Annotated in this window: 14 protein-coding genes, 1 tRNA gene and 1 pseudogene; 6 read left to right on the top strand and 10 right to left on the bottom strand. The window is 36.5% G+C overall.

Going from position 1 to position 23724, the window contains the following annotated elements:
• Window positions 1-38 precede the first annotated feature (38 nt).
• From IPH66_12830 to IPH66_12865, 8 genes are all read right to left on the bottom strand, one after another.
• Complete coding sequence (locus IPH66_12830) at window positions 39-1268, bottom strand: hypothetical protein (protein ID MBK7130230.1); 1230 nt, start codon at window positions 1266-1268, stop codon at window positions 39-41.
• Between the two features lie 525 nt (window positions 1269-1793).
• On the bottom strand, window positions 1794-2954 hold the full coding sequence (locus IPH66_12835) for a cystathionine gamma-synthase (protein ID MBK7130231.1): 1161 nt from the start codon (window positions 2952-2954) through the stop codon (window positions 1794-1796).
• Between the two features lie 147 nt (window positions 2955-3101).
• Window positions 3102-3503: a hypothetical protein gene (locus IPH66_12840; protein MBK7130232.1), complete on the bottom strand. Its 402-nt coding sequence runs from the start codon at window positions 3501-3503 to the stop codon at window positions 3102-3104.
• Entirely contained in the window at window positions 3500-7114 is a 3615-nt protein-coding gene (locus tag IPH66_12845; GenBank protein ID MBK7130233.1) for a hypothetical protein, read from the bottom strand. Before IPH66_12845 ends, IPH66_12840 begins: the two co-directional genes overlap by 4 nt.
• Window positions 7115-7296: 182 nt before the next feature.
• Window positions 7297-8127: a hypothetical protein gene (locus IPH66_12850; GenBank protein MBK7130234.1), complete on the bottom strand. Its 831-nt coding sequence runs from the start codon at window positions 8125-8127 to the stop codon at window positions 7297-7299.
• A 71-nt stretch (window positions 8128-8198) separates the two neighbouring features.
• Complete coding sequence (locus IPH66_12855; GenBank protein MBK7130235.1) at window positions 8199-9614, bottom strand: hypothetical protein; 1416 nt, start codon at window positions 9612-9614, stop codon at window positions 8199-8201.
• Window positions 9611-10183: an RNA polymerase sigma factor gene (locus IPH66_12860; GenBank protein MBK7130236.1), complete on the bottom strand. Its 573-nt coding sequence runs from the start codon at window positions 10181-10183 to the stop codon at window positions 9611-9613. The genes IPH66_12855 and IPH66_12860 overlap by 4 nt, the downstream gene beginning before the upstream one ends.
• A 109-nt stretch (window positions 10184-10292) precedes the next feature.
• Window positions 10293-10919, bottom strand: coding sequence for an HAD family phosphatase (locus IPH66_12865; protein MBK7130237.1), 627 nt, complete (start codon window positions 10917-10919; stop codon window positions 10293-10295).
• 307 nt (window positions 10920-11226) lie between these two features.
• Between IPH66_12865 and IPH66_12870 the strand changes: the two genes are divergently transcribed.
• Both IPH66_12870 and IPH66_12875 read left to right on the top strand, forming a co-directional pair.
• Window positions 11227-11303, top strand: a tRNA-Ile gene (locus IPH66_12870).
• A 35-nt stretch (window positions 11304-11338) separates the two neighbouring features.
• Window positions 11339-11638 (top strand): GIY-YIG nuclease family protein, encoded by a 300-nt coding sequence (locus tag IPH66_12875; GenBank protein ID MBK7130238.1) that lies wholly within the window; start codon window positions 11339-11341, stop codon window positions 11636-11638.
• A gap of 283 nt (window positions 11639-11921) precedes the next feature.
• Here the strand turns inward: IPH66_12875 and IPH66_12880 are convergent, their stop codons facing one another.
• Window positions 11922-12485: a hypothetical protein gene (locus tag IPH66_12880; GenBank protein ID MBK7130239.1), complete on the bottom strand. Its 564-nt coding sequence runs from the start codon at window positions 12483-12485 to the stop codon at window positions 11922-11924.
• A gap of 269 nt (window positions 12486-12754) precedes the next feature.
• On the opposite strand from IPH66_12880, the gene IPH66_12885 reads away from it, so the two are divergent.
• The 4 genes and pseudogenes from IPH66_12885 to cadA all read left to right on the top strand — a co-directional run bounded on the left by IPH66_12885 (window position 12755) and on the right by cadA (window position 21010).
• Window positions 12755-13147: a hypothetical protein gene (locus IPH66_12885; GenBank protein ID MBK7130240.1), complete on the top strand. Its 393-nt coding sequence runs from the start codon at window positions 12755-12757 to the stop codon at window positions 13145-13147.
• A gap of 74 nt (window positions 13148-13221) precedes the next feature.
• Window positions 13222-17594, top strand: a pseudogene (locus IPH66_12890) (CusA/CzcA family heavy metal efflux RND transporter).
• An 18-nt stretch (window positions 17595-17612) separates the two neighbouring features.
• Complete coding sequence (locus IPH66_12895) at window positions 17613-18926, top strand: efflux RND transporter periplasmic adaptor subunit (protein ID MBK7130241.1); 1314 nt, start codon at window positions 17613-17615, stop codon at window positions 18924-18926.
• A gap of 86 nt (window positions 18927-19012) precedes the next feature.
• A complete protein-coding gene (cadA, locus tag IPH66_12900; GenBank protein MBK7130242.1) occupies window positions 19013-21010 on the top strand; it encodes a cadmium-translocating P-type ATPase in 1998 nt (665 codons plus the stop codon).
• 267 nt (window positions 21011-21277) lie between these two features.
• Here cadA and IPH66_12905 read toward each other — a convergent pair whose 3' ends face one another.
• Complete coding sequence (locus tag IPH66_12905; protein ID MBK7130243.1) at window positions 21278-23698, bottom strand: TonB-dependent receptor; 2421 nt, start codon at window positions 23696-23698, stop codon at window positions 21278-21280.
• Window positions 23699-23724: the final 26 nt, after the last annotated feature.

Raw genomic sequence — 23724 nt, forward strand, 5'->3', positions numbered from 1 at the left:
TGTTTTATTATTTTATTTATTAAGGCTTGTCAGTCCCATTAAAAATCAGCTAATTCACCGGCAACGTCAGCCCATGTCCAGCTTGCAAAAGAAGCTTTAGTTACTCCAACGGTGTTAGCACCGGCAGCAACTGCAGTCACAAATGCATCACTACCTCCAACAAAGAAGTCAGTTAAAACTGAAGTACCTGGAAGAGTAGCTTCGAAATCTGTAAATGTGCAAGTATAATCAACTGGTAATTGGTCAAAATCTTGTCCTACAGTTAAACCAAAGAAATAGATATTGTCCATGTCAACGTATGAGTTAGCATCTAAGTCAACTAATCCGTCAGCAGCTCCTGCATAGATTGAACCGTTGGTAATGGTATGTTTAGCAGCCATTGCTCCTTCAGGACCATCTAATTCAAAACACTCATCACCGGCATTGATTACGATAAAGTTGTTCAATGTACCAGCCCATGATTGGTCAGTATCAATTGCATCATCACCAACATTCCATACAAGTAAGTTGCTTACGTTTACAGTTCCGCCAAAGAATTCAACACCGTCATCTTGGTTAGCGATAACTTCTACATATTCAATTGTTGTTCCTGAACCAACTCCACCTAAAGTAAGACCGTTGATTTCATTTCCTTCACCAATATTAGTTCCACCATGACGGATAGAAATATATTTCAAAGTACCTGAATTGTCAGTACCATCTGTTCCACCATATAAGCCGTTAGCATCAGAAACCGGAATACCTTCAATTTGTACTGATTCAGCATCAGCAGAAATTGGTGCATTACCAAGAATCAACAAACCACCCCAAAGACCATCTAAGTCATTTGATAAGTTTGGTGATGCAATTTGTCCTGGTTGAATTTCATCAGCAATTGAAGTGAAGATGATTGGTTGAGTTGCAGTACCAACCGCGTTGATATCAGCACCTTTTGCAATGATCAGTGCAGTTGCGTTAGCTCCTGTACCTGCTTCACCTTTTACAATTACACCTGGCTCAATAGTCAGGGTTGCTCCGCTTGTTACAGCTACACGTGTGGTTAACACATAAATTTTACCTGTTTCCCAAGTAGTGTTTGTTGTGATGTTTGAACTTACATATACTGTGGTAGTATCTTCCGGTTCTGGGTAGATGCATGACCCATCATCATTTTTTTCTTTTACATCTTCGTCATAATTGAGTGCTGTAGGATCGGTACAGCCTTCTTTTTTACATGATGTCGCTACTGCTAGTCCTGCAACTAAGAAGAAAAATAGTCCTTTTTTCATAAAGTGTGTTTTTGTTTACTGATTTACGATGACAAAGTAAGACCACTACTTTCACCTTATGTTTATGCCTGTGTTAAGTATTTATTATAGTTATGCAACCTCTACATTACGTGTTTTAATTTGATGTAAAACACGGAAAATCAATGAGAAACACGAGTTTTATAGCCGGAAACAATTTCTTAACATTGGGTCAAAATGCTAACTGAAATTTAATTCAGGGAGAAACTTGAATTGGTATTGAATGCTTTACTTTGGCTTGTCAATTACATGAAGGCATAACACTTCATAACAAACTTTCGCAGGAAAGAGGACTCAGCAACGGGTCCTCTTTCTATTTATAGGCATCTCTTCTCATTTTATATCAATACTTCATCCGGGTTATTTTGATTTACTATTTAACTACTGAAATCAGATTTGATGTGGGTTAATGCTGAGTCAGTATAGCAGATAAAAAAAACCATCCTACTCAGGATGGTTTTTTTTTTGATTAGAATTTTATTCTGATTTTAAAATGCAATCATTTTTTTACCCTAATGCCTGTTTCAAATCTTCAATCAAATCATCGGCATCTTCAACACCAACAGATAAACGCAAAAGAGAATCTACTACTCCGGCTTTTTCTCTTTCAGCCTTTGGAATAGATGCGTGAGTCATGGTAGCCGGGTGATTAATCAGTGATTCAACTCCACCTAATGATTCAGCCAAAGAAAAAACCTTGAAGGATGATGCCAATTTAAAGGTGCTTTCAAGTGTTGCATTTTTGGTGGTGAAAGAAATCATTCCACCAAAATCTTTCATTTGTTTTTTTGCAACCTCATGATTAGGATGATCAGTAAAACCCGGCCAGTAAATTTTATCTACTTTGGGGTGTGATTTTAAAAACTCAGCAATTTTACGACCGTTGAAACAATGACGCTCCATGCGCAAGTGAAGTGTTTTGATTCCGCGCAGCACTAACCAGCTGTCCATAGGACCGGGATTTGCGCCGCAAGAATTTAAAATGAAATACAGTTTTTCATGTAATTGATCATCATTCATAATCAAAGCACCCATTACTACATCGCTGTGCCCGCCGAGATATTTTGTAACGGAATGCATCACAATATCAGCCCCCAATGAAAGTGGGTTTTGTAAATAGGGTGAAGCAAATGTATTGTCAACAGCTAATAAAATTTCATGCGCTTTAGCAATTTTTGAAACAGCCGCAATGTCTATAATTTGCATTGTAGGATTGGTAGGAGTTTCAGCCCAAATGAGTTTTGTATTTTTATTAATTGCCTTTTCAATATTAGATGTATCAAACATATTCACAAAGTGAAATTTGATGCCAAAAGGCTCATAAATCTTAGTGAACATGCGATATGATCCTCCATACAAATCATCGCCGGTTACCACTTCATCGCCAGGCTTTAATAATTTAATCACGGCATCCATGGAGCCCATTCCGCTGCTGAAACAAATACCATGTTTACCGCCTTCTAATGCAGCAATACAATTTTCAAGCGCAACGCGCGTTGGATTTTTTCCACGTGCATAACCGTAGCCTTTATTTTTTCCCGGTGATTCCTGAACATACGTTGAGGTTTGATAAATGGGAGTCATGATGGCTCCTGTGGTTGGGTCAGGTTCTTGTCCTGCATGGATGGCTCGTGTTCCAAATCCATATTTTTTTGCATTGTCTGCCATGGTAATTTTCATTAAATGATAAAACAAAAGTACGTATTTTTTTGACCATTGGAATCTTGTGCTAATGCCTTAAATAATTGAACTTTATGATGTAGATGAGGTCAATTTCCTTTCTGCCAATATGCACTTGAATGATGTTTCAAGTTATCAAACAAAGGTTGATTTGTTTTCATTGGGTTTTTCTTTATCCTTTGTAAGCTCACTAATATCAGCTGAAGATTTGAGTTTATGATCAAAATCCTTGTGTTTGAGTGATCTCAAGATGCGAATTGCAAAGTAAGAACCGGCAATAACACCCGCAATCGGAAATAAAATCATCACCGGATCACTCCAGGTCAATGAGGTAGTATAGATAACAATTGCGCCTAAGATTACTGATGCAAACACAAACAAAATAGTAATATGTAAAAACTTCAAGCCTGTATCAAGAAGTATCACCGGATGATCTTCCGGCAGTGAATCATCAGGAAATTCTTGCTTCTGTGAATAGCTGTTTCTTGGTTGTGCTTGTTTATCCACTTTGTTTTGATGAGGGTCACTATTTTTCATGAAGTAAAAAATAATTTGATACGTTCAACGGTTTGATTGAAATGATACAACAAATCATTTGACGTGACGAGCATGATATGGCTGAATCTTTTTTGCAATGCGTGTATTAAAGACGGAATGCGAATGTCTGATTCATATAATCCCGGATCAGCCAATAGTATTTTGTCTTCATGCACAAAACAACACACACTGACATTATTGTCTGCCTGATGATAACGGAATTTAATTTTATGCTGTCTGAGAATTTCTGAAATGATTTTGTGAATAGGATTCTCAATCACTTCGTCTGAAAGCTGCATGTTTTTTTGTTCAACCCATTGTAAAAAATCTCGTAAAATTTGTACTCCTCTGTTTTCAGAAAATCCAAAATCACCTGAACGAACAGAAGAAAAAATCACCATCTGCTCAATGGCACGACTGAATAATACGTTCAACCGATTGGCTCCCGCATCTTGATTCAAAGGGCCAAATTGCAACCTGAATTTTTGATCTTTACCGGGAGCATAACCAATGGATATAAGAACAATTTCTTTTTCAATTCCCTGGATGTTTTCAAGATTTCTCACCAGCAAGGCATCATTTATAGGAAGATTAAATTTTTGAATTTCTTTCTCAATGCAATCCTGCTGTTCTTTCGAAAAGGCTATGATGGCAATGTCTTCTCTTTTTTTACTGAGTAGTTTTTTGTAAAACTCAGCAATGGATTTTGCTTCTTCTCGGTTTATTCCGTTTTCAAAAACACCTTCAATGTTTATTAACCGGATAGGAAAATTGCCATCAACACCCGGCATGGGTTTCAATTCATTATCATAAAAATGACGATTAGAAAATTCAATTAATTCAGGTTGTTTACTCCGGTAATGAAATTGAAGACGGGTATTTTGAAAAAGAAATTCACCATGATCAAGTAAACTTTTTGTTTCATCAGAGGAGGTAAAAAAATGCGATGGCGGCATTTGTTGTGAATCACCGGCAAGCACAAAATGTTTTGCGCGCCAGGCTGACGGAACAAAATCTTCAAGCGGAATTTGGCTGGCTTCATCGGCAATCACCACATCAAAAAAACCGGGTTTTGCCGGAATGAATTGTGAAACCGTGACAGGGTTCATAATCCACACCGGAAGAAGATCAATAATGGTTTCATCACAAGTATCCAAAAGTGATTTTACCGGTAAATATTGTTTTGTTTTTGATAATTCATGGCTGATTATTTTCTTTTGCTCTTTATATTTATGTTTGTTCTTTTTACCTTCTTCTTTCAATTTTGAACTCGGCGTATAGAGCAGTTTTTCTTTGCTTGCTAACCTGTTTTGAATGGCTGTTTCAATGCGTTCATTGTCGGCTTGATTCAATGCACTTGAATTTTTAATAACCTGCTGCGCTGCCTCAAGTAGTGTGATGCCCTCAAAATTTTTATACGCCGGAATAAATCTTGTTTGATTCAATAATTCTTGATAGGCAATATGTAAATCAATTTCTTTCACCGGTTTTTTAAATTGATGCAGCAGATTCAACACATTACTTGGTACTTTATTAAAAACTGCAATTTCAAATTGATATCGCTCCATGAAATCCAACTCGTCACGCAAAAGTTTTATCCACGCAATGAGCTCTGAAATGCTTTTTTGATTTGGATCAGCGTAAAGAAATGAAATGATACCCGATGCATGATTGATATCTTGATGCAACTTAGCCAGTGATTTAATCAGTTTTTCACTTTCTGCATGGGATAATAATGTTTCATATTCATGATGTGTTAATCTGTTCAGCTTTGATCTTACTTGTAAAATATGGTCAATGTCAGTATCCGGATTTTGGATTTCAAACTGATGTAATAATTTGATCTTGATTTCTTCTAGTTCTCCTCTGATTTTCCATTCTAGGCGCACTTCTTCAAGTAGTTGTAATTTTGTTGTTAGCGCTATGTCATCACTGAAATCAGTAAAGTAATTTTTTTGTTTTGCGGCATTTCTCTTCAACAAACCGAGTATGCTTTTTCGTTTTTTTTGCTGCTTAAGTAATCCGGTTAATTCTGTGATTTCTGCAATGGTTGGTTTATCGCTCCATTTTTTATTTACCTGTTCAATCTGTTTGAGTTTGTTCAATGTAATCTGATATTTTTTTGCCAGATTATTAAATGTCTTATAGGTTTTATGCTCTTTATCCAACAATTGAATTTGATTGCGATTAACCATGGATAACATACTTGCCGCAATAGCGTATTTTGTTACGGAATCAAATTGTTTGGTGATTTGAAAATCCTCAGAAACCGTCAGAATGGTTGCTAGCGATTTTTCTAATTGATCTAATCGCCCAATGAGTTTTTCAACCGGATTTTGTTCTATCCATACTGCTGAGTTCAGTCTGAAAAACGCCGCTTGCGTTAATTGAGACACGTTTAACTCAAGCTGAACCAAATGTTCAAAATGATGTAATAGTTCAACATTGTTTTCCCAGATTTTAATTCCCGGAAAATTTGACACAGGAATAAAGGAATGAGTATCAAATTTTGCTGCAATTAGCTTTTCATGTAAGTATTGAATGCTGTATCCTGTGTCTTTTTGCAATGCTTTTACCTTGTCAGGATATTGAGAAAATATCGTGTCCTTTTCTAATGGCTCAATAACATGCTTAGATTTATTTTCAGGATGTAAAACCTGCAGATATGTTTTTTTAAGTTGAGAGTAAAACTGTTTTTTCTGATCTTTTTCTGTATTAAAAAAGGTAGTGTATTGATGCAGTTTCTCTTTCTTGAGAATGTTGTAAACTATTTCAAGTGCTGATCTTTTCTCTGAAACAAACAATACTTTTTTTCCTTGCAACATGAAATTTTTAATCAAGGTGGAAATGAGATGTGATTTGCCGGTGCCCGGAGGACCTTGAATTACCGTATGATGTTGCAATGCCGTAGTTAAGGCGTTCAATTGTGAATGATCTAAAAGCGAATGAAATGAAGGACGAGAAGAATCTCTAACTCCTGCTTTTTTTTCTTCTCCAATAAACTGAAATAATTCTTCACCGGGATTTTCTTTAATCCAATCATAGTCTTTGGAAAGACTCAACTTTTTGTAATTAAAAATTCCAACAGCCTCACATTTCATTACTTGCCAAATTTGCTCGTCGTTGAGCTGATTACTTAATTGTAAATCGTTGAATTCATGGACTAGAAAATTTATCAAGTCGTCTGCTTTATCGCTGATATCAGGAATCACAAGATTGAACTCGTCATGAAATATTTTTTTAATTACAGGATTGATGAAATATGCTGAATTGAACTGCATGTCCCAGAGAATTGTTTCTCGGTGTTTTTCTTTCAGTTTTACTTCTCTACAAAGTAGGGGCGAAGTGATAAAAATGTCGTGGTTTGGTTTTTTCCAACGTAAAAAATGACTCACCCATAAGGTGGTATCTAAGCCGTATTCTTTTTCAAAAAATTTGGCTTTTTTGTAAACTGTTGAAGGTGATGCGCCGATATTTTCATAATCTGGTAACCAGCATTGATGTATATCACAATTTATAAGTGGATTTCTTGCCGTCAAATCAAATAACTTTTGCTGAAGCAAATTCATTGCTTCACGCATGCTTGATTTTGATTGCGAATCCGTAGACATCAACCAAATTTAAAGTAAATTATTGAAAGCTAGAATTTGCTTGAGATGATATGCGCGAACAGGGTAAAAACGAAGAAGCAGATCTCACGACCTGCTTCTTTGTCCCGAAAAAATTTCGGCCTGCTAAACGTCAAACTATGTTCTTTAACTTTTGTTTTAGGTATTTAAAGTATATCAGCAAATTACTGCATGATTTTGCGTTGATCAAGATCAATGTCAAATGTTTTTCCATTGTTCGTTGTCATAGTAGCAACATTGTCACAGGTTCCATCACCAAAATCTATTGTTCCTCCACGATGTTTTGATCCTTGACCTTCTATGTGAATTGAACCAGACATAATATAGTTGCATTGTCCTGGAGCAATATAGAGTGGACTTTCAATGGTGGTAGTAGCTGTTCCGCGCGGACCTTCAACGGTGCCTGTGCCGGTGATCAAAAATTCATCGTCTTCACGTTCACAAGTTTCTGATCCGGCAATCCACTCACGTTCATGATTTATTGTGCGTGTGCGACTAACGCCATCGCGAATAGCTGTTGTGGTTCCAGTAACTGTGATCACTAAATTTCCGTTGCCATTCAAACCAATATTGGTGGCAGTGCGTGAACCGGTGATTTGAAAATCGTCAATGTAAAAATTTTCATAAGTCAAGGTTCTTACTGCACCTTCATTGTGTAGGTTGTCAGAAATTTCTAGAATGATTTTTCCTTTTTTCACGTGTCCGTGTGGACCTTCACAACCATCGCTATAATCAATAGTAACTGTTTTTGGATAATCAGTTGAACTTTGTGTAACGGTTGCGCAAGTGCCGCAAAGTTGTGACCAGTCATAGTTACAATCAGTACCGGCATAAAATTCTTCAGCCATGTTTTCTTCTTGATCGCGGTTACTTACTATCACATCTTCACCCACGCTTGTTGCTTCGTCAGTTCTTGATTCTTTTTGACAAGCAGTGAAGAAAAATGGAACAGCCATCAGTGCAATTCCGGTTTGTAAAAAATTTTTTCGTTTCATATAAAAAAGTGTTGTTTAATTAGGCGCTCAATTCAATGATAGATGAAGTTGGATAAAAGTTGGGTCAGGTATTAAAAATTTATTGAAGTGCCGAATAGTACTGACATTTCTCGACTATCCCATTCAATAAATCCATTCTCTGGTTTGTAAAATTTCTGTAGTGGAAAATCAGATTGCCCTTCAACAAATAATGAAATTCGTTTGCCAAGATGAAATTCAATTCCAAGTGCCGGTTGAGCTGAAAGATATACCGGTTGTAAACCATTTCTTTGGTTATTTGATACGTTTCGTTCATTGCCGCCACGCACAAATCGTAATTCATTCTGCGTTGCCGCAAGAATATTAACTGAGGCTCCAAGTCGTACATAAGGATTTATAATACGCAATCCCGGACTAAGTTTTACATAAAGAGGAATGTTAACGTACTTCACCGTTTTTGCAAATGCAATTTTAAACAAGAGCGTATCAGATCCTGTAATGCTGTTATCATAGAAGGATTCTAAATCCGAAGTACTGGCAGCCATTCGTCCGGTTGGCGAATCAAATTCATAACCTGTGTTTGAATGAACAATCATCTTCATGAATTCTTTTGATTTAAATTTCCAGCTGCTATAACCTAATCCGGTTCCAATGGATAAATATGGATTGAATTTGTATTGGAATAATAGGCCGGTATTGAAAGTGCGTGAACGCGGTTTAGTTTCTGAAAATTTATTTGACCAAATGTGATCATCATTGACGTTCAAGCTCACAATATTTTCTCTGCGTCCAGGACCAATATAAAATGAAATTGCGTAATTAAATACATCAACCGGTTTGGTCAGATGAATGGGAATAGCTCCTCGTTCAATTTCATAATTTGCAATGGGAAGAATAGATGCTCCTTTTAATTTTTCGGGTAATTCTTCCTGTTGGTTTTTGGTTTCAGTGAATGAATGATGTTCATGCAGCACAATTTGCTGATAACCGTTTTCATTTGAATATTCGGTTAAATTTCCGCCGCCTGATTGCGTGAGTGGATTGGTAGTTTTTTCAATTTCTGTTTCATTCGTTGTTTTCTGATCCCCACTGTTTTCATTCGCATTCATATCACTCTCACGCTGATTCTCGCTCTCACACTCCCCCTCACTCTCACGCTGTTCCTCACTCTGTGTCTTCGTTCCCGCAGGGATGAGGTTGCCGTTGAGCGCATGTGGCTCCTCATCCCCGGGGTCCAAAGATTTTTGGTAAGTAGAGTTTGTATTCGTGTTTTCATCTGCCATTTGATCATCATTTAAAATAATCAAACCACCTATTGAAAGAATTAGGCAAGCGGCTGATGAAAATATCATCCAGAAAATAATTCTTTTTCTTTTGCGCTCTTTGCGCATTGTATCTAGTTTGCCTGAAAGATTATTCCACACGGCAACCGGTGCAGCAATCTCTTCTTCAGGCTGAGCTGAAAAAAATGATTGATAAGCATCTTTATTTCGTGTTGAATCTGTCATACAATTTTTCGGGCTGTCATATAATTTAGTTCAATGGCTTGTCGCAATGTTTTTTTTGCGTCAAACAATTGTGATTTTGAAGTGCCTTCAGATATCCCCAGCGTTTCAGCAATTTCTTGATGCGAATATCCTTCAATACAAAATGCATTAAATACTAGGCGTTGTCCATTTGGCAATGCATTGATGAGATGTTGTAATTCTGATCTTCCAATTTGCTCAAGTATATTGTGGTCCGGTTCAAGTTCACCATCTGCTTTGGTAAGGTCAGTTTTATTTATTTTAAATTCTGTTTTTTGAAAATAACCCAGGGCAACATTTACTGTTAATCTTCGCATCCATCCTTTGAAATTCCCTTCTGCACGATACGTAGTTAATTTTTCAAAAATGCGAATGAATGCATCTTGCAGCATATCTTTTGCAAGATCAGTATCATGGGCATATCTCAAACAGAGTGCGTACATCCATCCTGAATTTTGGTCATACAATGTCTTACACGCTGACTGGTCAAGTTTTTGACAGCGCTGTATCAGTTCCTCTTCTGTGAGTTCTGCAGACAGTTTGATGAGCATTATTTACCCTTTGATAGGTTAAGACGTCAAAAGGTTGGCTTGGTTTAAAAAATATTTTTAGAATTTTTGTTGAAGACTTGATTTTGCTGAATATGACGCTGGGATTTTATCAAAACTTTAACTCTTTCAAATTACAGATATCTTCACTAACCAAATGAATAGTTTGCAAACCAAGTTGTCTGGCACCTTCAATATGTTGAATGCTGTCATCAATAAAAAGGGTTGAATCAATGGTGAGTTTGTGATCATCAATGACTTTTAAAAATGCATCAGCATTAGGTTTTCGCCTGCCTACTATATGCGAATAGTATGCTTGGTCAAATAAATCATCCAGCAAATTTTCATTCCCGAAATGTGTTTTAATTGTTTGCCTAAATGCGGTATGATGAATTTCATTGGTATTGCTGAACAAATAGACCGGCATCTTTTTTTTTATTTGCCGAATAAGATCTATTCTTCTTGCAGGTAAATCAAGCAACATGGCATTCCAGGCATCATCTATCTGCTGATCGGAAATGTGTTCACCTAAAAATTTTCTGAAGTAGTTTCTGAATTCCGGTGATGAAATTTTTCCGGTTTCAAACAAGTCAAATATTTTATCTTGATGAGATTGAGTGTACAATTGATCAAAATTTTCTTTACCCAAATTTTGAAAGGCTTCAATGGTGAGGTTGTAATTTAAATTCAGAATTACACCGCCAAGGTCAAAGATGATGGCTGATATTGGTTGAGACATGAGCAAAATTACAGGCTAAATTTTGAAAAATTGCAATAAATAAGATACATTTGCATCCCGATAAAATAAAACCTAATTTGTTTGGGGCCTATAGCTCAGTAGGTAAAGTATATTTAATTTGGGGCCTATAGCTCATCCCGATAAAGATCGGGAGGTTAGAGCACCGGACTCTGCCGATAGTTATCGGCACAGTAGGTAAAGTATATTTAATTTGGGGCCTATAGCTCATCCCGATAAACATCGGGAGGTTAGAGCACCTGACTCTGCCGATAGTTATCGGCACAGTAGGTAAGGTATATTTAATTTGGGGCCTATAGCTCATTCGGTTAGAGCAACTGACTCATAATCAGTAGGTGCTTGGTTCGATTCCAAGTGGGCCCACCACGAAAGCGAGACATCATGTTCTCGCTTTCTTTTTTATGTACTCGGTATATATTTTGTATAGCAAAAAGTTGGGCAAACACTACATTGGGTTAACCAGTGATACTATTGAGCAACGAATTGAAAAGCACAACACAAAACACCACGGGAATCATCGTTTTACGGCAGTGGCGAATGACTGGGAATTATTCTTTCAGATAGCGTGTGAATCATTAAGTCAAGCTAGAAAAATAGAACTTCATATTAAGTCAATGAAAAGCAAAGTCTATCTTCAAAATCTCACAAAATATCCGGAAATGACGGAAAAACTCCTTATGAAATTCAACAAGAGCACTTGACTCTGCCGATAGCTATCGGGGAATATTGCCTAAAACACCTATAAAATAAGGCTTTGTAGAGGGTTTGGAGAAAACCAAAGTAACAAACTGGTAACAAGTTGTACCTAATTGTTACTAAATAACTGTAAAATCAGAGTTTACATTTCTTTAGAGTGGCTTGTGTTTTCCCAAATGAAAACCCAGCAATATTTCAATGAACTATCATAAAGATAAGAAAAAAAACTGACACCATTTACAGCGCAATATTTCTCGCCATTTACCGTCAATAAAATTTACAAATAGTTCATTTCCTTTTTAAGGACGATTTTGCTGAAGACTTTTTTAATATATCATCCAATATCTTTTTTTTTGCCTTCATTTCTTTTTCTAATTTGTAATAATTCTCTACGGTTTCACCTTTATTTATTTTAAGTTTATGGTAGCTAATTTGGCAATCCTGACATGCGGTAAAATATTGAAATAGTACAACTGCAATTTTTGGGCATTTAGCACTAATATCGTCTTGTACTTTTTTGAGATTAAAATTTTCTGCATCCCAAGAAATAGAAAATTTGTCACAAACGTAAATAGAATAAGGAATTTGAACTTCTGATCTTTTTTTTGGTTTTTCTGGCAGATTAAGTTCTATCAACTGAGGTTTCGATTGCGCACTCAAATTAATTTGGGCATCAATCAACCTCGATTTTTTTTCGGATAAAGCCTGAATGTTTTTCAAAATTTCTTCTGGTGAAATTCCCAAAAGCGCGGCCATCCTTGTTGTGTAGTCTTCTTGCAATGCACCATTCCAAACAATAGCCTCTTTTACCATTTTGGTTATTTCGTCAAAACCGTCTTTTTTTTTCTTCATATTTATTCCATCACACTTTACAATAACAGCAATAGCCAATTAAAGTTACCTATGTCTCCAGGGGTACTAACGGAATTTTTTTTAATTTATTGAAACCAAGATTGAAATGGGATTAAAGTCAGTTCATTTAATCCAGTTGGTGTTACTATTCTCCAATTGAACTAACTAAGGAATATAGAAATATAATGCATTAATAATTTGAAGGACGATTCCGGTTATAGAGTTGTTAATTGTCATTGGACTGATACATTTTTCATATATTCGCATCTGTGAAACGCTTCATTGTCATATTTTTATGTCTGCAAATCCTTTCAGGAAATACGTTTGGCATGGAGTTAATGAAGGTGCAGTCTGCCATTGCTCATTATTTCGATCATGAATCGGAGGAGCATCCCGGCGAATCATTTTTTGATTTTTTGTATGAACATTATGTCGCTTGTGATCATGATGGTGAGACAGGTGGGCATTGCGATGAAGAAATGCCGTTTAAGCATTGCGGAGACTGCTGTAGTCACCACGTAGTGTTTCTTCCTTTTACGCTTCCTGAAGATTATTCTGAGATTTTAGTGACAGTCGAATTCTCACAATTTCTAGTTGAATATAACGAGCCATTCGTTTCATCTCTCGATTATTCTATCTGGCAACCGCCAAAAATAAATTAATGAATTGCTGACGTCTATCGTCGGCGGTATATTCGATATACCATTTTTTTATTCATTAATTAACGCACAAAATTATGTTGGATGCAATCATCCGCTTTTCTATACAGAATAAGCTCGTTATAGGCATATTTACATTAGCCTTAATAGCTTGGGGAAGCTATTCGTTAAAACAACTACCCATTGATGCCGTGCCTGACATCACTAATAATCAGGTACAAATTATTACTTCTGCTCCGTCGCAATCGGCACAGGACATTGAACGATTGGTCACTTTTCCGGTTGAACAGGCTGTTGCAACCATTCCAGGAATTGTAGAAGTCCGCTCTTTTTCCAGATTTGGGTTGAGTGTTGTAACAATTGTTTTCAAAGATGAGGTTGACGTTTATAAAGCGCGCCAACTTGTTTCTGAAAGGCTTAATGAAGCGATGAATCAAATTCCTGAAGGTGTCGGGATACCAGAATTGGCACCAGTTACAACGGGTCTTGGTGAAATTTATCAATACACACTTCACGCTTTGCCGGGATACGAAGATCAATACGACGCTATGGAATTACGTTCCATTCAAGATTGGATTGTACGCCGCCAATTACTTGGTGTTGAAGGCGTCGCTGATGTCAGTAGTTTCGGCGGATATTTAAAACAATATGAGGTCGCACTCAATCCAGACAAGTTAAAAAGTATGGATGTTACCATCAGTGAAGTTTTTCATGCACTTGAAATGAACAACCAAAACACAGGGGGTGCTTATATTGATAAGCAACCTTATGCTTGGTATATTAGGAGTGAAGGTTTAGTGGAAAGTTTAGACGACATTGAAAATATTGTCATTAAACAACTCGAAAATGGCACACCTGTTTTAATAAGGGATGTCGCTGACGTAAATTTCGGTCAAGCAATTCGATATGGAGCCCTCACTTACAACGATAAAGGCGAAGCCGTAGGTGCAATTGTCATGATGCTCAAGGGTGCTAACTCATCTCAAGTTATTGAAAACATTAAGGAACGTGTTGAACAAATAAAAAAGACTTTGCCTGAAGGCGTAGTTATTGAACCTTTTTTAGATAGAACAAAATTGGTGAATAGTGCTATCGGAACAGTGACAACAAATTTGATGGAAGGCGCCTTAATCATCATTTTTATTCTAGTCGTTTTTCTCGGAAATTTCCGAGCCGGATTAATTGTTGCATCGGTAATTCCATTAGCGATGCTATTTGCAATTTCCTTGATGAACATGTTTGGAGTTTCGGGCAACTTAATGAGCTTAGGGGCAATTGATTTTGGGTTGATTGTGGATGGAGCTGTAATTATTGTTGAAGCAACTATGCATCACTTAGGTCTTATTGCAATTGGTGGAAAACTGACACAGTCTCAAATGGACAAGGAAGTTTTTACCTCGGCAAGTAAGATTAGAAACTCTGCCGCCTTCGGTGAAATAATTATTTTAATTGTGTACTTGCCAATTTTGGCATTAGTTGGCATTGAAGGAAAAATGTTTAAGCCGATGGCGCAAACAGTTTCGTTTGCAATTCTTGGTGCTTTCATTTTATCATTGACATACGTGCCGATGATGAGTGCGTTGGTACTGAGTAAAAATATCAATCACAAAAAAACCATTTCTGATAGAATGATGGATTTTTTCCATCGAATGTACGCACCTTTTATTTCGGGAGCATTAAAAGTCCCAATAGTTATTGTTGCAAGTTCCGTTATGTTGTTGGTTGGAAGCCTTTTTATTTTTAATCGATTGGGGGCAGAGTTTTTACCAACGCTTGATGAAGGTGATTTTGCTGTTGAAACTAGAGTAATGACCGGAAGCAGCTTGGAGGAAACAATAGATGCAGCGAATAACGCAGGAAAATTAATTCTTGAACGATTTCCGGATGAAGTAGAAATGGTTGTAGGAAAAATTGGATCAGGAGAAATACCAACCGACCCAATGCCAATTGAAGCGTGCGATATGATGATCATTTTAAAAGATAAATCGCTATGGAAAAAAACGAATAATAAAGAAGAATTAGCCGTTTTAATGGCTGAGGAACTTGAAGATATTCCAGGTGTAATTTTTGGATTTCAACAACCAATTCAAATGAGATTTAATGAGTTAATGACTGGAGCACGACAAGATGTTGTTGTAAAGGTTTATGGTGAAGACCTAGAAATGCTCACTTACTACTCAGAACAAATAGCTGAAATCGTACCGACAATTGAAGGTGCAGAAGCACTGTACGTTGAAAAAGTTACTGGCGCTAGACAAATTCTCATTAAATACAAACGTGAAGAAATTGCCAAATTCGGAATGAATATCGTTGAAATAAATAATACAGTAAATACTGCTTTTGCTGGACAGGCAGTTGGTCTGGTTTACGAAGGCGAAAAACGTTTTGATCTTGTGGTGCGATTGCAAGATGATGAAAGGAAGAGCTTAGAGGATGTACAGAATTTATTTGTGACTACTCCAGGAGGAATGCAAATTCCTTTATCGCAAGTTGCTGAGGTAGATTTTGATTATAAAGCTCCAATACAAATTCAACGTGACGACGCCAAACGAAGAATCACAATTGGTTTTAACATTCGTGGACGTGACGTTGAGAGTGTTGTAAATGAACTGAAACAGAAAATTGAAGATCAAGTTGATTTTGAACCCGGCTATTATCCAACTTACGGTGGGACATTTAAAAATTTGGAGGAAGCTCGGGCGCGACTATTGATTGCAGTTCCTGTAGCGTTGCTTTTAATTTTTGTGTTGCTCTATTTTACATTTGGTTCAATCAAACAAGGACTACTTATTTACACAGCAATTCCGCTTTCTGCGATCGGAGGAATTTTAGCCTTGTGGCTAAGAGATATGCCATTTAGCATTTCTGCCGGTGTTGGATTTATTGCGCTATTCGGCGTTGCGGTTCTAAATGGAATTGTTTTGATTGCTGAATTTAATCGCCTTAAAAAAGATGGAATGACGGATGTGGTTGAGCGAATTTTTACGGGAACAAAAACAAGATTACGTCCTGTTATTATGACCGCTGCGGTTGCCTCTCTCGGATTTTTACCAATGGCAATTTCGCACGGAAGTGGAGCCGAAGTTCAAAAGCCTTTAGCAACTGTTGTTATTGGTGGATTAACAACTGCAACACTCTTAACACTCTTAGTTCTTCCGTGCATTTATTTTCTCGCCGAAGGCGGATATAAACGAAAATCAAAAAGAAAAAAATGAAAATTTCCGAACCTCTCGTTCTACTATTATTGCTGGTGGGAATTCCATCTTTTGGACAAGTTCAGGTTGTAACGCTTGATTCTGCATTGAGCATTGCTTATGCAAATAACAAAGGCTTACAAGCCGTGACAGCCGAATCTGAGTACTATAGTTTTCAGAAAAAAACAAGTTCAGAATTACCAAAGACAGATGTTAGCTTGACTGTTGGGCAATACAACAGTTATTATCGAACAGATAATAACCTGACAATTTCTCAAACGATTCCTTTCCCAACCGTATTTACTGCGAAATCATCTTTAGCAGAAGCAAATATTCAGTCCACTGATCTAAAATTCGAGATGTCGAAAAACGAACTGACCTATCACATTCGTGATATTTATTATCAGCTTCTTTTTTGGGAAGAGTATAGAAATTTGTTACTGAGTCAAGATACGATGTACACGAATTTCTACAAAATTGCAGACCTTCGTTTGAGTGCTGGTGATGGAACACTGCTTGAAAAAACATCGTCCGAAACGCGTCTCAACGAAGTCAAAAATAATATTCTTCGACTTGATGCAACAATGGGCGGGCTTGCAAGTCAGTTACAAAGTCTAATGGGTGTTCCCATTCAAATCCTGATTTCTAAAGAAGAGGAATTTAAACGAACATTTATACTAAACTCAGATTCTTCTGCAATCGCATCTAATCCACAATTGGCTTATTTGCAACAACAAATAGTCATTGCTGAAAGAGAACGTTCATTGATTAAAAGTGAGGTACTTCCAGAATTCAGAATTGGCTATTTTAATCAGTCTCTATATGGAAGTCCGCTTGACGCAACGAACACTACTTTCGCAGATGGATCGAATCGATTTCAAGGTATGCAGGTCGGTATAATAATTCCACTTTGGTTTGTTCCAGAAATGAACAAAAGTAATGCAGCTGAAAAACAAATTGAAATCGACCAGTTGACCTATGAAAATGAACAAATCATGCTACAAGGGTTGTACCAACAGGGCATTCAGTTTTATCTCAGTTCACAACAAAAAATAACCTATTACGAATCATCAGCGTTAAAAAATGCTGAGTTTATAAAACGTCAATCTCGAATTGCTTATGAAAGTGGAGAGATTGGTTATACAGAACACTTGTTGAATTTTCAGCAGGTTGTTTCTATTGAGGAAGGTTATCTCGAAGCAATTCAAGAACACAATCAAGCTGTCATTTATTTAGAATATTTAATTGGTCTTTAGATCAGAAAAAAGGAAGATATGAAAACGATTATAAAAAATAAAATAATAGAAACGAGTAGAAGTAAATTCTTCTATTTGTTTATTATCTCTCTTTCACTCTTTGGATGTGGTGGAAGTGCGGAGGAAAAAGTAGATGAGCATGCAGGCGAACACGAAGATGCCGAAGATGTTGTTGAATTAACTCAGTCGCAATATGAATCCGCAGAAGTTGGTTTGGGTAATGTGGAAATGCGCACGATCAGTGGAACAATTCCGGCAAGTGGTTTCTTAGATACACCTCCCCAAAGTAAGATAAGTATTTCTGCACCAATGGGAGGCTTTGTTAAATCAACAAAATTGCTTGAAGGTTCGCCTGTTAAAAAAGGTCAAGTTGTTGCTGTGATGCAACACCCTGATTACATTAAATTGCAGCAAGACTATCTAGAGAATGTTAGTCAACTTGAATTTCTAAAATCTGAATATGAACGTCAAGAAGAATTGGCGAAAGAAAATGTGAATGCAAGAAAGTCACTAGAAAAAGCGAAAGCAGATTACAATACAACTAAAGCTACAGTTCAAGGACTAAAAGCAACATTGCAAATGCTTAACATTTCTATCACAGAATTAGAAAAAGGAGAAATTCAAAATACAGTGAATTTGTACTCACCCATTTCGGGTTACGTTACAAAAGTGAATACAAATATTGGTGCTTTTGTAAATCCTACTGATGTACTTTTCGAAATTGTTAACACACAAAAACTCCATGTTGAACTGACCATTTTTGAAAAAGATATTCCGAATTTGGAAATTGGTCAACGGGTACTTTTTACATTGGCGGATGGAACAGAGTCGCGCGTTGCGCGAATTCAATTAATCGGTCGTGAAATTAGCCACGATAGAAGTATTCAGGTTCATTGCGAAATTGAAGGAGACGATATGGATTTAATTCCTGGTATGTATTTAAACGCAGTTATTGAAACAGATTCGGCGAAAGTAACTTCCTTGCCTGAAGAGGCCGTAGTACACTTTGAAGGAAAGGATTATATTTTTGTATTAACAGAGGGAGATCCGACATCTGATGAACACGCAGGACATAACGAGGAAGGACATGAAGAACACGAAGGAGAATCTGAAGAAGGACACGACGAACATGGACACGGTGGTGAAGGTGAGGAGCCTGCGGCCTACCATTTTCAAATGATTGAAGTAACCAAAGGTGAACTTGACCTGGGCTATGTTCAAATAGTTTTACCTGATGGTTTTGATGCGAGCTCAAAAGTTGCTGTTAAAGGTGCATACGCCATTCTTGCAAAAATGAAAAATAGCGAATCGGAAGGCGGACACGCACATTAAAAAAAAATCAAAGTCCCTGCCCCTTTTTTCATAACCTAATAATTAGTTTTCGGGGCGGGGTACTTTGAGATTTATTAAACCACAACATGAATATAGATCCAAATCATAAACACACTTACGACGAACATGGTCAAATGACTTGTTGTTCGTTAGAAGAGAAAATTAATGCTAAAGCAGATGATAGTCACGATCATTCTCATGAGCACGGTGATAAGCATGTGTCTCATTGGAAAGAATATCTTCCAGCAATAGTCAGTTTTGTCTTATTACTTTTAGGAATTGTCCTCGACCAATTTATTCAACCCGAATTTTTCAAAGGAACTCCTCGATTAATTTTGTACATCTCTGCCTATATACCGGTTGGAATTCCCGTTCTTAAAGATGCTTTCAAAGCAATGCTGAAGGGTGATTTTTTCAGTGAGTTTTTCCTGATGAGTCTTGCTACTATCGGTGCATTTGGAATTGAGGAATATCCTGAAGCGGTTGCTGTCATGTTATTTTATGCAATTGGTGAATTGTTTCAATCTGCTGCGGTTAAGCGCGCTAAACAAAGTATAAAAGCACTGCTGGATGTAAGACCCGATACCGCAACGGTTTTACGCGATGGAAATTCAATCACCACAAAACCGGATACAATTGCAATTGACGAAATTATTCTTGTAAAAGCCGGGGAAAAAATTCCGTTGGATGGAATTTTACTAACGGAAAAAAGTAGTTTTAATACAGCTGCTTTAACAGGTGAAAGTAAACCGGATACAATCTACAAAGATGGAAATGTCTTGGCTGGTATGATTAATCTAGATCAAGTAATCGAAATTAAAGTCACAAAAAAATTCGCAGATAGTTCAATCAGCCGAATTTTAGAAATGGTTCAAAATGCAACTTCACGAAAAGCAAAAACAGAATTATTTATCCGAAAATTTGCAAGAATTTATACGCCGATTGTTGTTTTGTTAGCTACACTTTTAGTTCTAATTCCATATTTTTTTGTAAGTGAATATTCCGTTTCAGAGTGGCTTTATAGGGCGTTGATTTTTCTAGTTATTTCTTGTCCTTGCGCATTGGTTATTTCAATTCCGCTTGGATATTTTGGCGGTATTGGTGCAGCTTCGCGCAACGGAATTCTTTTTAAAGGATCTAATTATTTAGACCTGATGACAAAAGTTGATACAGTAGTAATGGATAAAACCGGAACACTCACAAAAGGCGTTTTTAAAGTGCAGCAAGTAAAGGCTGAAACAATGCAGGAAGAAAAATTTTTAAATATTGTCGCTGCGCTTGAATCAAATTCAACTCATCCTGTTGCAAAGGCAATTGTTGCGGAAAGTGATAAAAAGTTTAAAGACATTGATATTGATAGTGTCGAAGAAATTTCGGGACATGGTTTGAAAGGAAAATTAAATGGAGCTGTGATTTTGGCAGGTAACACAAAATTGCTAAAGAAGTTTAACATTGTTTATCCTGTTGATGTGGATAAGATTGTTGACACAATTGTTGTTGTTGCAATTGGAGAAAAATATGCAGGATATATTACCATCGCTGATGTAATAAAACCCGATGCAAAAAAAACAATTCAGGATTTAAACGCAATGGGAATTGAAACGGTGATGCTTTCGGGTGATAAGCAATCAGTCGTAGATGAGGTTGCAAGAGAACTTAAAATTGATCAGGCATTCGGAAATTTATTGCCCGAAGAAAAAGTGAAACATGTTGAGCGAATTAAAAATGAAAAATTAAGAACACTTGCATTTGTAGGAGATGGAATAAATGATGCGCCTGTTTTAGCCTTGAGTGATGTGGGCATTGCAATGGGCGGACTTGGAAGTGATGCCGCGATTGAAACTGCAGACGTGATTATTCAAACTGATCATCCTTCAAAAATTGTTACCGCAATTAAAATCGGAAAAACGACCAAAAAAATTGTTTGGCAAAATATTGGATTGGCTTTTGGAGTGAAAGCGATTGTTTTAATTTTGGGCGCAGGTGGATTAGCAACGATGTGGGAAGCTGTTTTTGCCGATGTTGGCGTGGCGCTTCTTGCAATTTTAAATGCGGTAAGAATTCAACGCTTTAAATTTAATTGATTGAATTATGCAGGATAAAAACTTCATCATAGAAATCATTATGCAAAACAATCCCAGAATAAAAAGGGAAATATTAATGCCATTAAGCATTGAGTCATTAATAATGATCCAATCCCAAACGGAACTTGAAGTTTTGAATAACAAATAGTACAATTTATTGAGTAATAATTTGGCAATTAATTTTCAAAAAAAAATCACAGCATCATTTGAAATGGATTGCCATTTTTTTATTGTCTAATCCTTTAAAAAGGTTTTAAAGGAGAATTTTTAAAACTTATAACTGTAGCCAATTCTTATAACCTGGGTTTCATAATAATCGGTACTTGTATATCTAAAACCGTCTCCAAAAATTTCTTTTTTAATAATCATTGTATTGAAAAGATCAGTTGCATTTAGAAAAAATTCACCCTTGCCTTTTTGAACGTTTTTTTTCAGACCTATATCAATTGTAAATCGTGAGTTAATTTTACCCTGAGGAATAAGGTCAGGGGCTAGATAAATGATTGTAAATTGTGCGTCAAAATTCTTTTCGAAATGAAAGATACAATTCAATTTTCCGTTTCCTGAAATTATTTCTTGTTTTCCGGCTGTGAAACTGTGAACTACTGGATACAGATTTATTACAGTAAAACTATCAATTTGATTGTGATAAGCATTCGCACTTAAATTCAGTGAAAACCACTTTGATACTTTTTGCGAAAACATAATTTCAATCCCTGTGCTGTAACTTCGGTTCACATTTTGAAAAATCGCATAAATTAAATTACTCCCGGCTACCGTACTTGAAATTCTTGTAATCGTTCCATCTGCGATGCGATGATAAAGAGCAGAATAGAAATAGCCCTTTTTCCAATTTGTTTTATATGCGAGTTCAAACGAATTTGTAAACTGTGGACGCAGCGCAGGATTTCCAACTTTTATTATTTCTGCATCATCATATTTTGGAAAAATCCGAATATCAACTTCATTTGGTCGGTCGACTCGGCGATTATAAAATGCAGACAATTTATTGTTGTCATTGAATTTGTAGGCAAATCTGAGGGTCGGAAAAGGTTGAGCATAATTGTAGCCATCGCTTTTATAAGTATTATGATTCGGATTTACGTTATACTGCAACCCTACATATTCAGCCCGTAAACCAATTTCAGCTTCCAGTTTTTTTGTTTCAAAAATGTAATTACCGTAAATGGCAGGAATTATTTCGCTGTATGTAGCCCATCCACCTGCACTTGTATCTAACGGAGAGTTCAGTCCTGGAATAAATTGCATGTTTGTTGGAATTTCTCTTCTTCTCAATTTGATTCCTGCTTCAATTCGACCATATTTTAAAGGCTGTACATAATCAATGTTAAAATCTGCAACCTGTTCATCTGAAATTAATTTGAAGGCGTCGTAACCTGTATAAGATGGCATAATATTATCAAAAAAATATTTTTCGTCTTCGCGGTGAAACGTGTAATTGAAGCCAAAGTTTACCGAATGTCCCGGCTGTTTAAATTTATGCTGATAAAATAAAGAAGCCATAATGGTTGTCTTTAATTCATCTTCGAGAAATTGCCAAAGGCGGTAACGGTCAGACAAGTCTTCGTTAAAAAAAGGTTGATCACCGCGATCAATAATTCGTTCACTGCTAAACAATCCGGACAAAGTAAACGTATTGTGTTCATTGATGTTCCAGTCAAACCCTGTCTTAATCGCAATCAATCCTGTATTTCTGTTCCGTTTGAGTTGTTGATTTATAATCGTGCCATCGTCATACGTGCGGGTCACGAATTCATTTTTATTTAATGTTTGGGTATATAAATAATCTCCTTGAAAAAATAAATTGATTTTATTCTTTCGATAGTTCAGCGAGAGTGACGGATTTATTTTTGGGGTAAACTGATATTGGGGTCGAATTGTTGGTAAATTTTCTTTACGTATCCATAATGAACCTAGCCCGGTTGAAAGTCCCACCTTTCCATTAAAACCTTCCTGTTTCTCTTTTTTCATTATGATATTAATAATTCCTGCGTTTCCATTAGCATCAAATTTTGCTGACGGATTATTAATAATTTCTATTCGTTCTACAGAAGATGCCGGAATATTATCAAGTCCGGATTGACCGCCAAATCCTGTTAAGGAAGTTTGTTTACCATCAATTAAAATTGTTACCTGATCACTTCCGCGTAAAAGCACTTTACCATCTTGAATTGTAATGCCGGGTAAGTTTTGAAGCATTTGTAAAACAGACCCACCGCTTTGAGAAATATTGTCTTCGACAGAATAGATTTTTTTGTCCATTTTAATACTGATGTCATCTTGATTTACGCTAATAGTTACTTCGCCCAAAACAGAAGTCGATTGATCTAATTCCACCGTTGTTAAGTTTAAAAATTCACTAAGAGTTCCAACATACAGAGGTTCACTTTTGGATTGATATCCAATGAAAGAAAATGCCAAATAATAATCTCCGGGTTTTAAATCTGCAATTGTAAATCGACCTTCTTCGTTGGTAATTGTTCCTGTAACAAAAACGCTATCGCTTGCTGTTTTTAAGACAACCTTAACAAACGGCAGAACGGCTTGTGTTTTTTTATCTATTACCACACCTGAAATTGTTATAGACGTTTCCTGAGCAACTGAACTCAAATCACACATGGTGAAAAGTAAAAGTGCGAAAGTTGATTTAATTAATAAGTGTTTCATCAATTTTTGAAATTTTGAGTGTATTT

This window comes from Crocinitomicaceae bacterium (genome assembly GCA_016708105.1).
Classification (GTDB): Bacteria; Bacteroidota; Bacteroidia; order Flavobacteriales_D; family Crocinitomicaceae; genus JADJGJ01.

Excerpts from the sequence above, each read along its gene's own strand:
- IPH66_12865 (MBK7130237.1), bottom strand. The coding sequence starts at position 10,919 with ATGTCTCAACCAATATCAGCCATCATCTTTGACCTTGGCGGTGTAATT.
- IPH66_12905 (MBK7130243.1), bottom strand. The coding sequence starts at position 23,698 with ATGAAACACTTATTAATTAAATCAACTTTCGCACTTTTACTTTTCACC.
- IPH66_12835 (MBK7130231.1), bottom strand. The coding sequence starts at position 2,954 with ATGGCAGACAATGCAAAAAAATATGGATTTGGAACACGAGCCATCCAT.
- IPH66_12880 (MBK7130239.1), bottom strand. The coding sequence starts at position 12,485 with ATGAAGAAAAAAAAAGACGGTTTTGACGAAATAACCAAAATGGTAAAA.
- IPH66_12850 (MBK7130234.1), bottom strand. The coding sequence starts at position 8,127 with ATGAAACGAAAAAATTTTTTACAAACCGGAATTGCACTGATGGCTGTT.
- IPH66_12840 (MBK7130232.1), bottom strand. The coding sequence starts at position 3,503 with ATGAAAAATAGTGACCCTCATCAAAACAAAGTGGATAAACAAGCACAA.
- IPH66_12830 (MBK7130230.1), bottom strand. The coding sequence starts at position 1,268 with ATGAAAAAAGGACTATTTTTCTTCTTAGTTGCAGGACTAGCAGTAGCG.
- cadA (MBK7130242.1), top strand. The coding sequence starts at position 19,013 with ATGAATATAGATCCAAATCATAAACACACTTACGACGAACATGGTCAA.
- IPH66_12875 (MBK7130238.1), top strand. The coding sequence starts at position 11,339 with ATGTACTCGGTATATATTTTGTATAGCAAAAAGTTGGGCAAACACTAC.
- IPH66_12855 (MBK7130235.1), bottom strand. The coding sequence starts at position 9,614 with ATGACAGATTCAACACGAAATAAAGATGCTTATCAATCATTTTTTTCA.
- IPH66_12895 (MBK7130241.1), top strand. The coding sequence starts at position 17,613 with ATGAAAACGATTATAAAAAATAAAATAATAGAAACGAGTAGAAGTAAA.
- IPH66_12860 (MBK7130236.1), bottom strand. The coding sequence starts at position 10,183 with ATGCTCATCAAACTGTCTGCAGAACTCACAGAAGAGGAACTGATACAG.
- IPH66_12845 (MBK7130233.1), bottom strand. The coding sequence starts at position 7,114 with ATGTCTACGGATTCGCAATCAAAATCAAGCATGCGTGAAGCAATGAAT.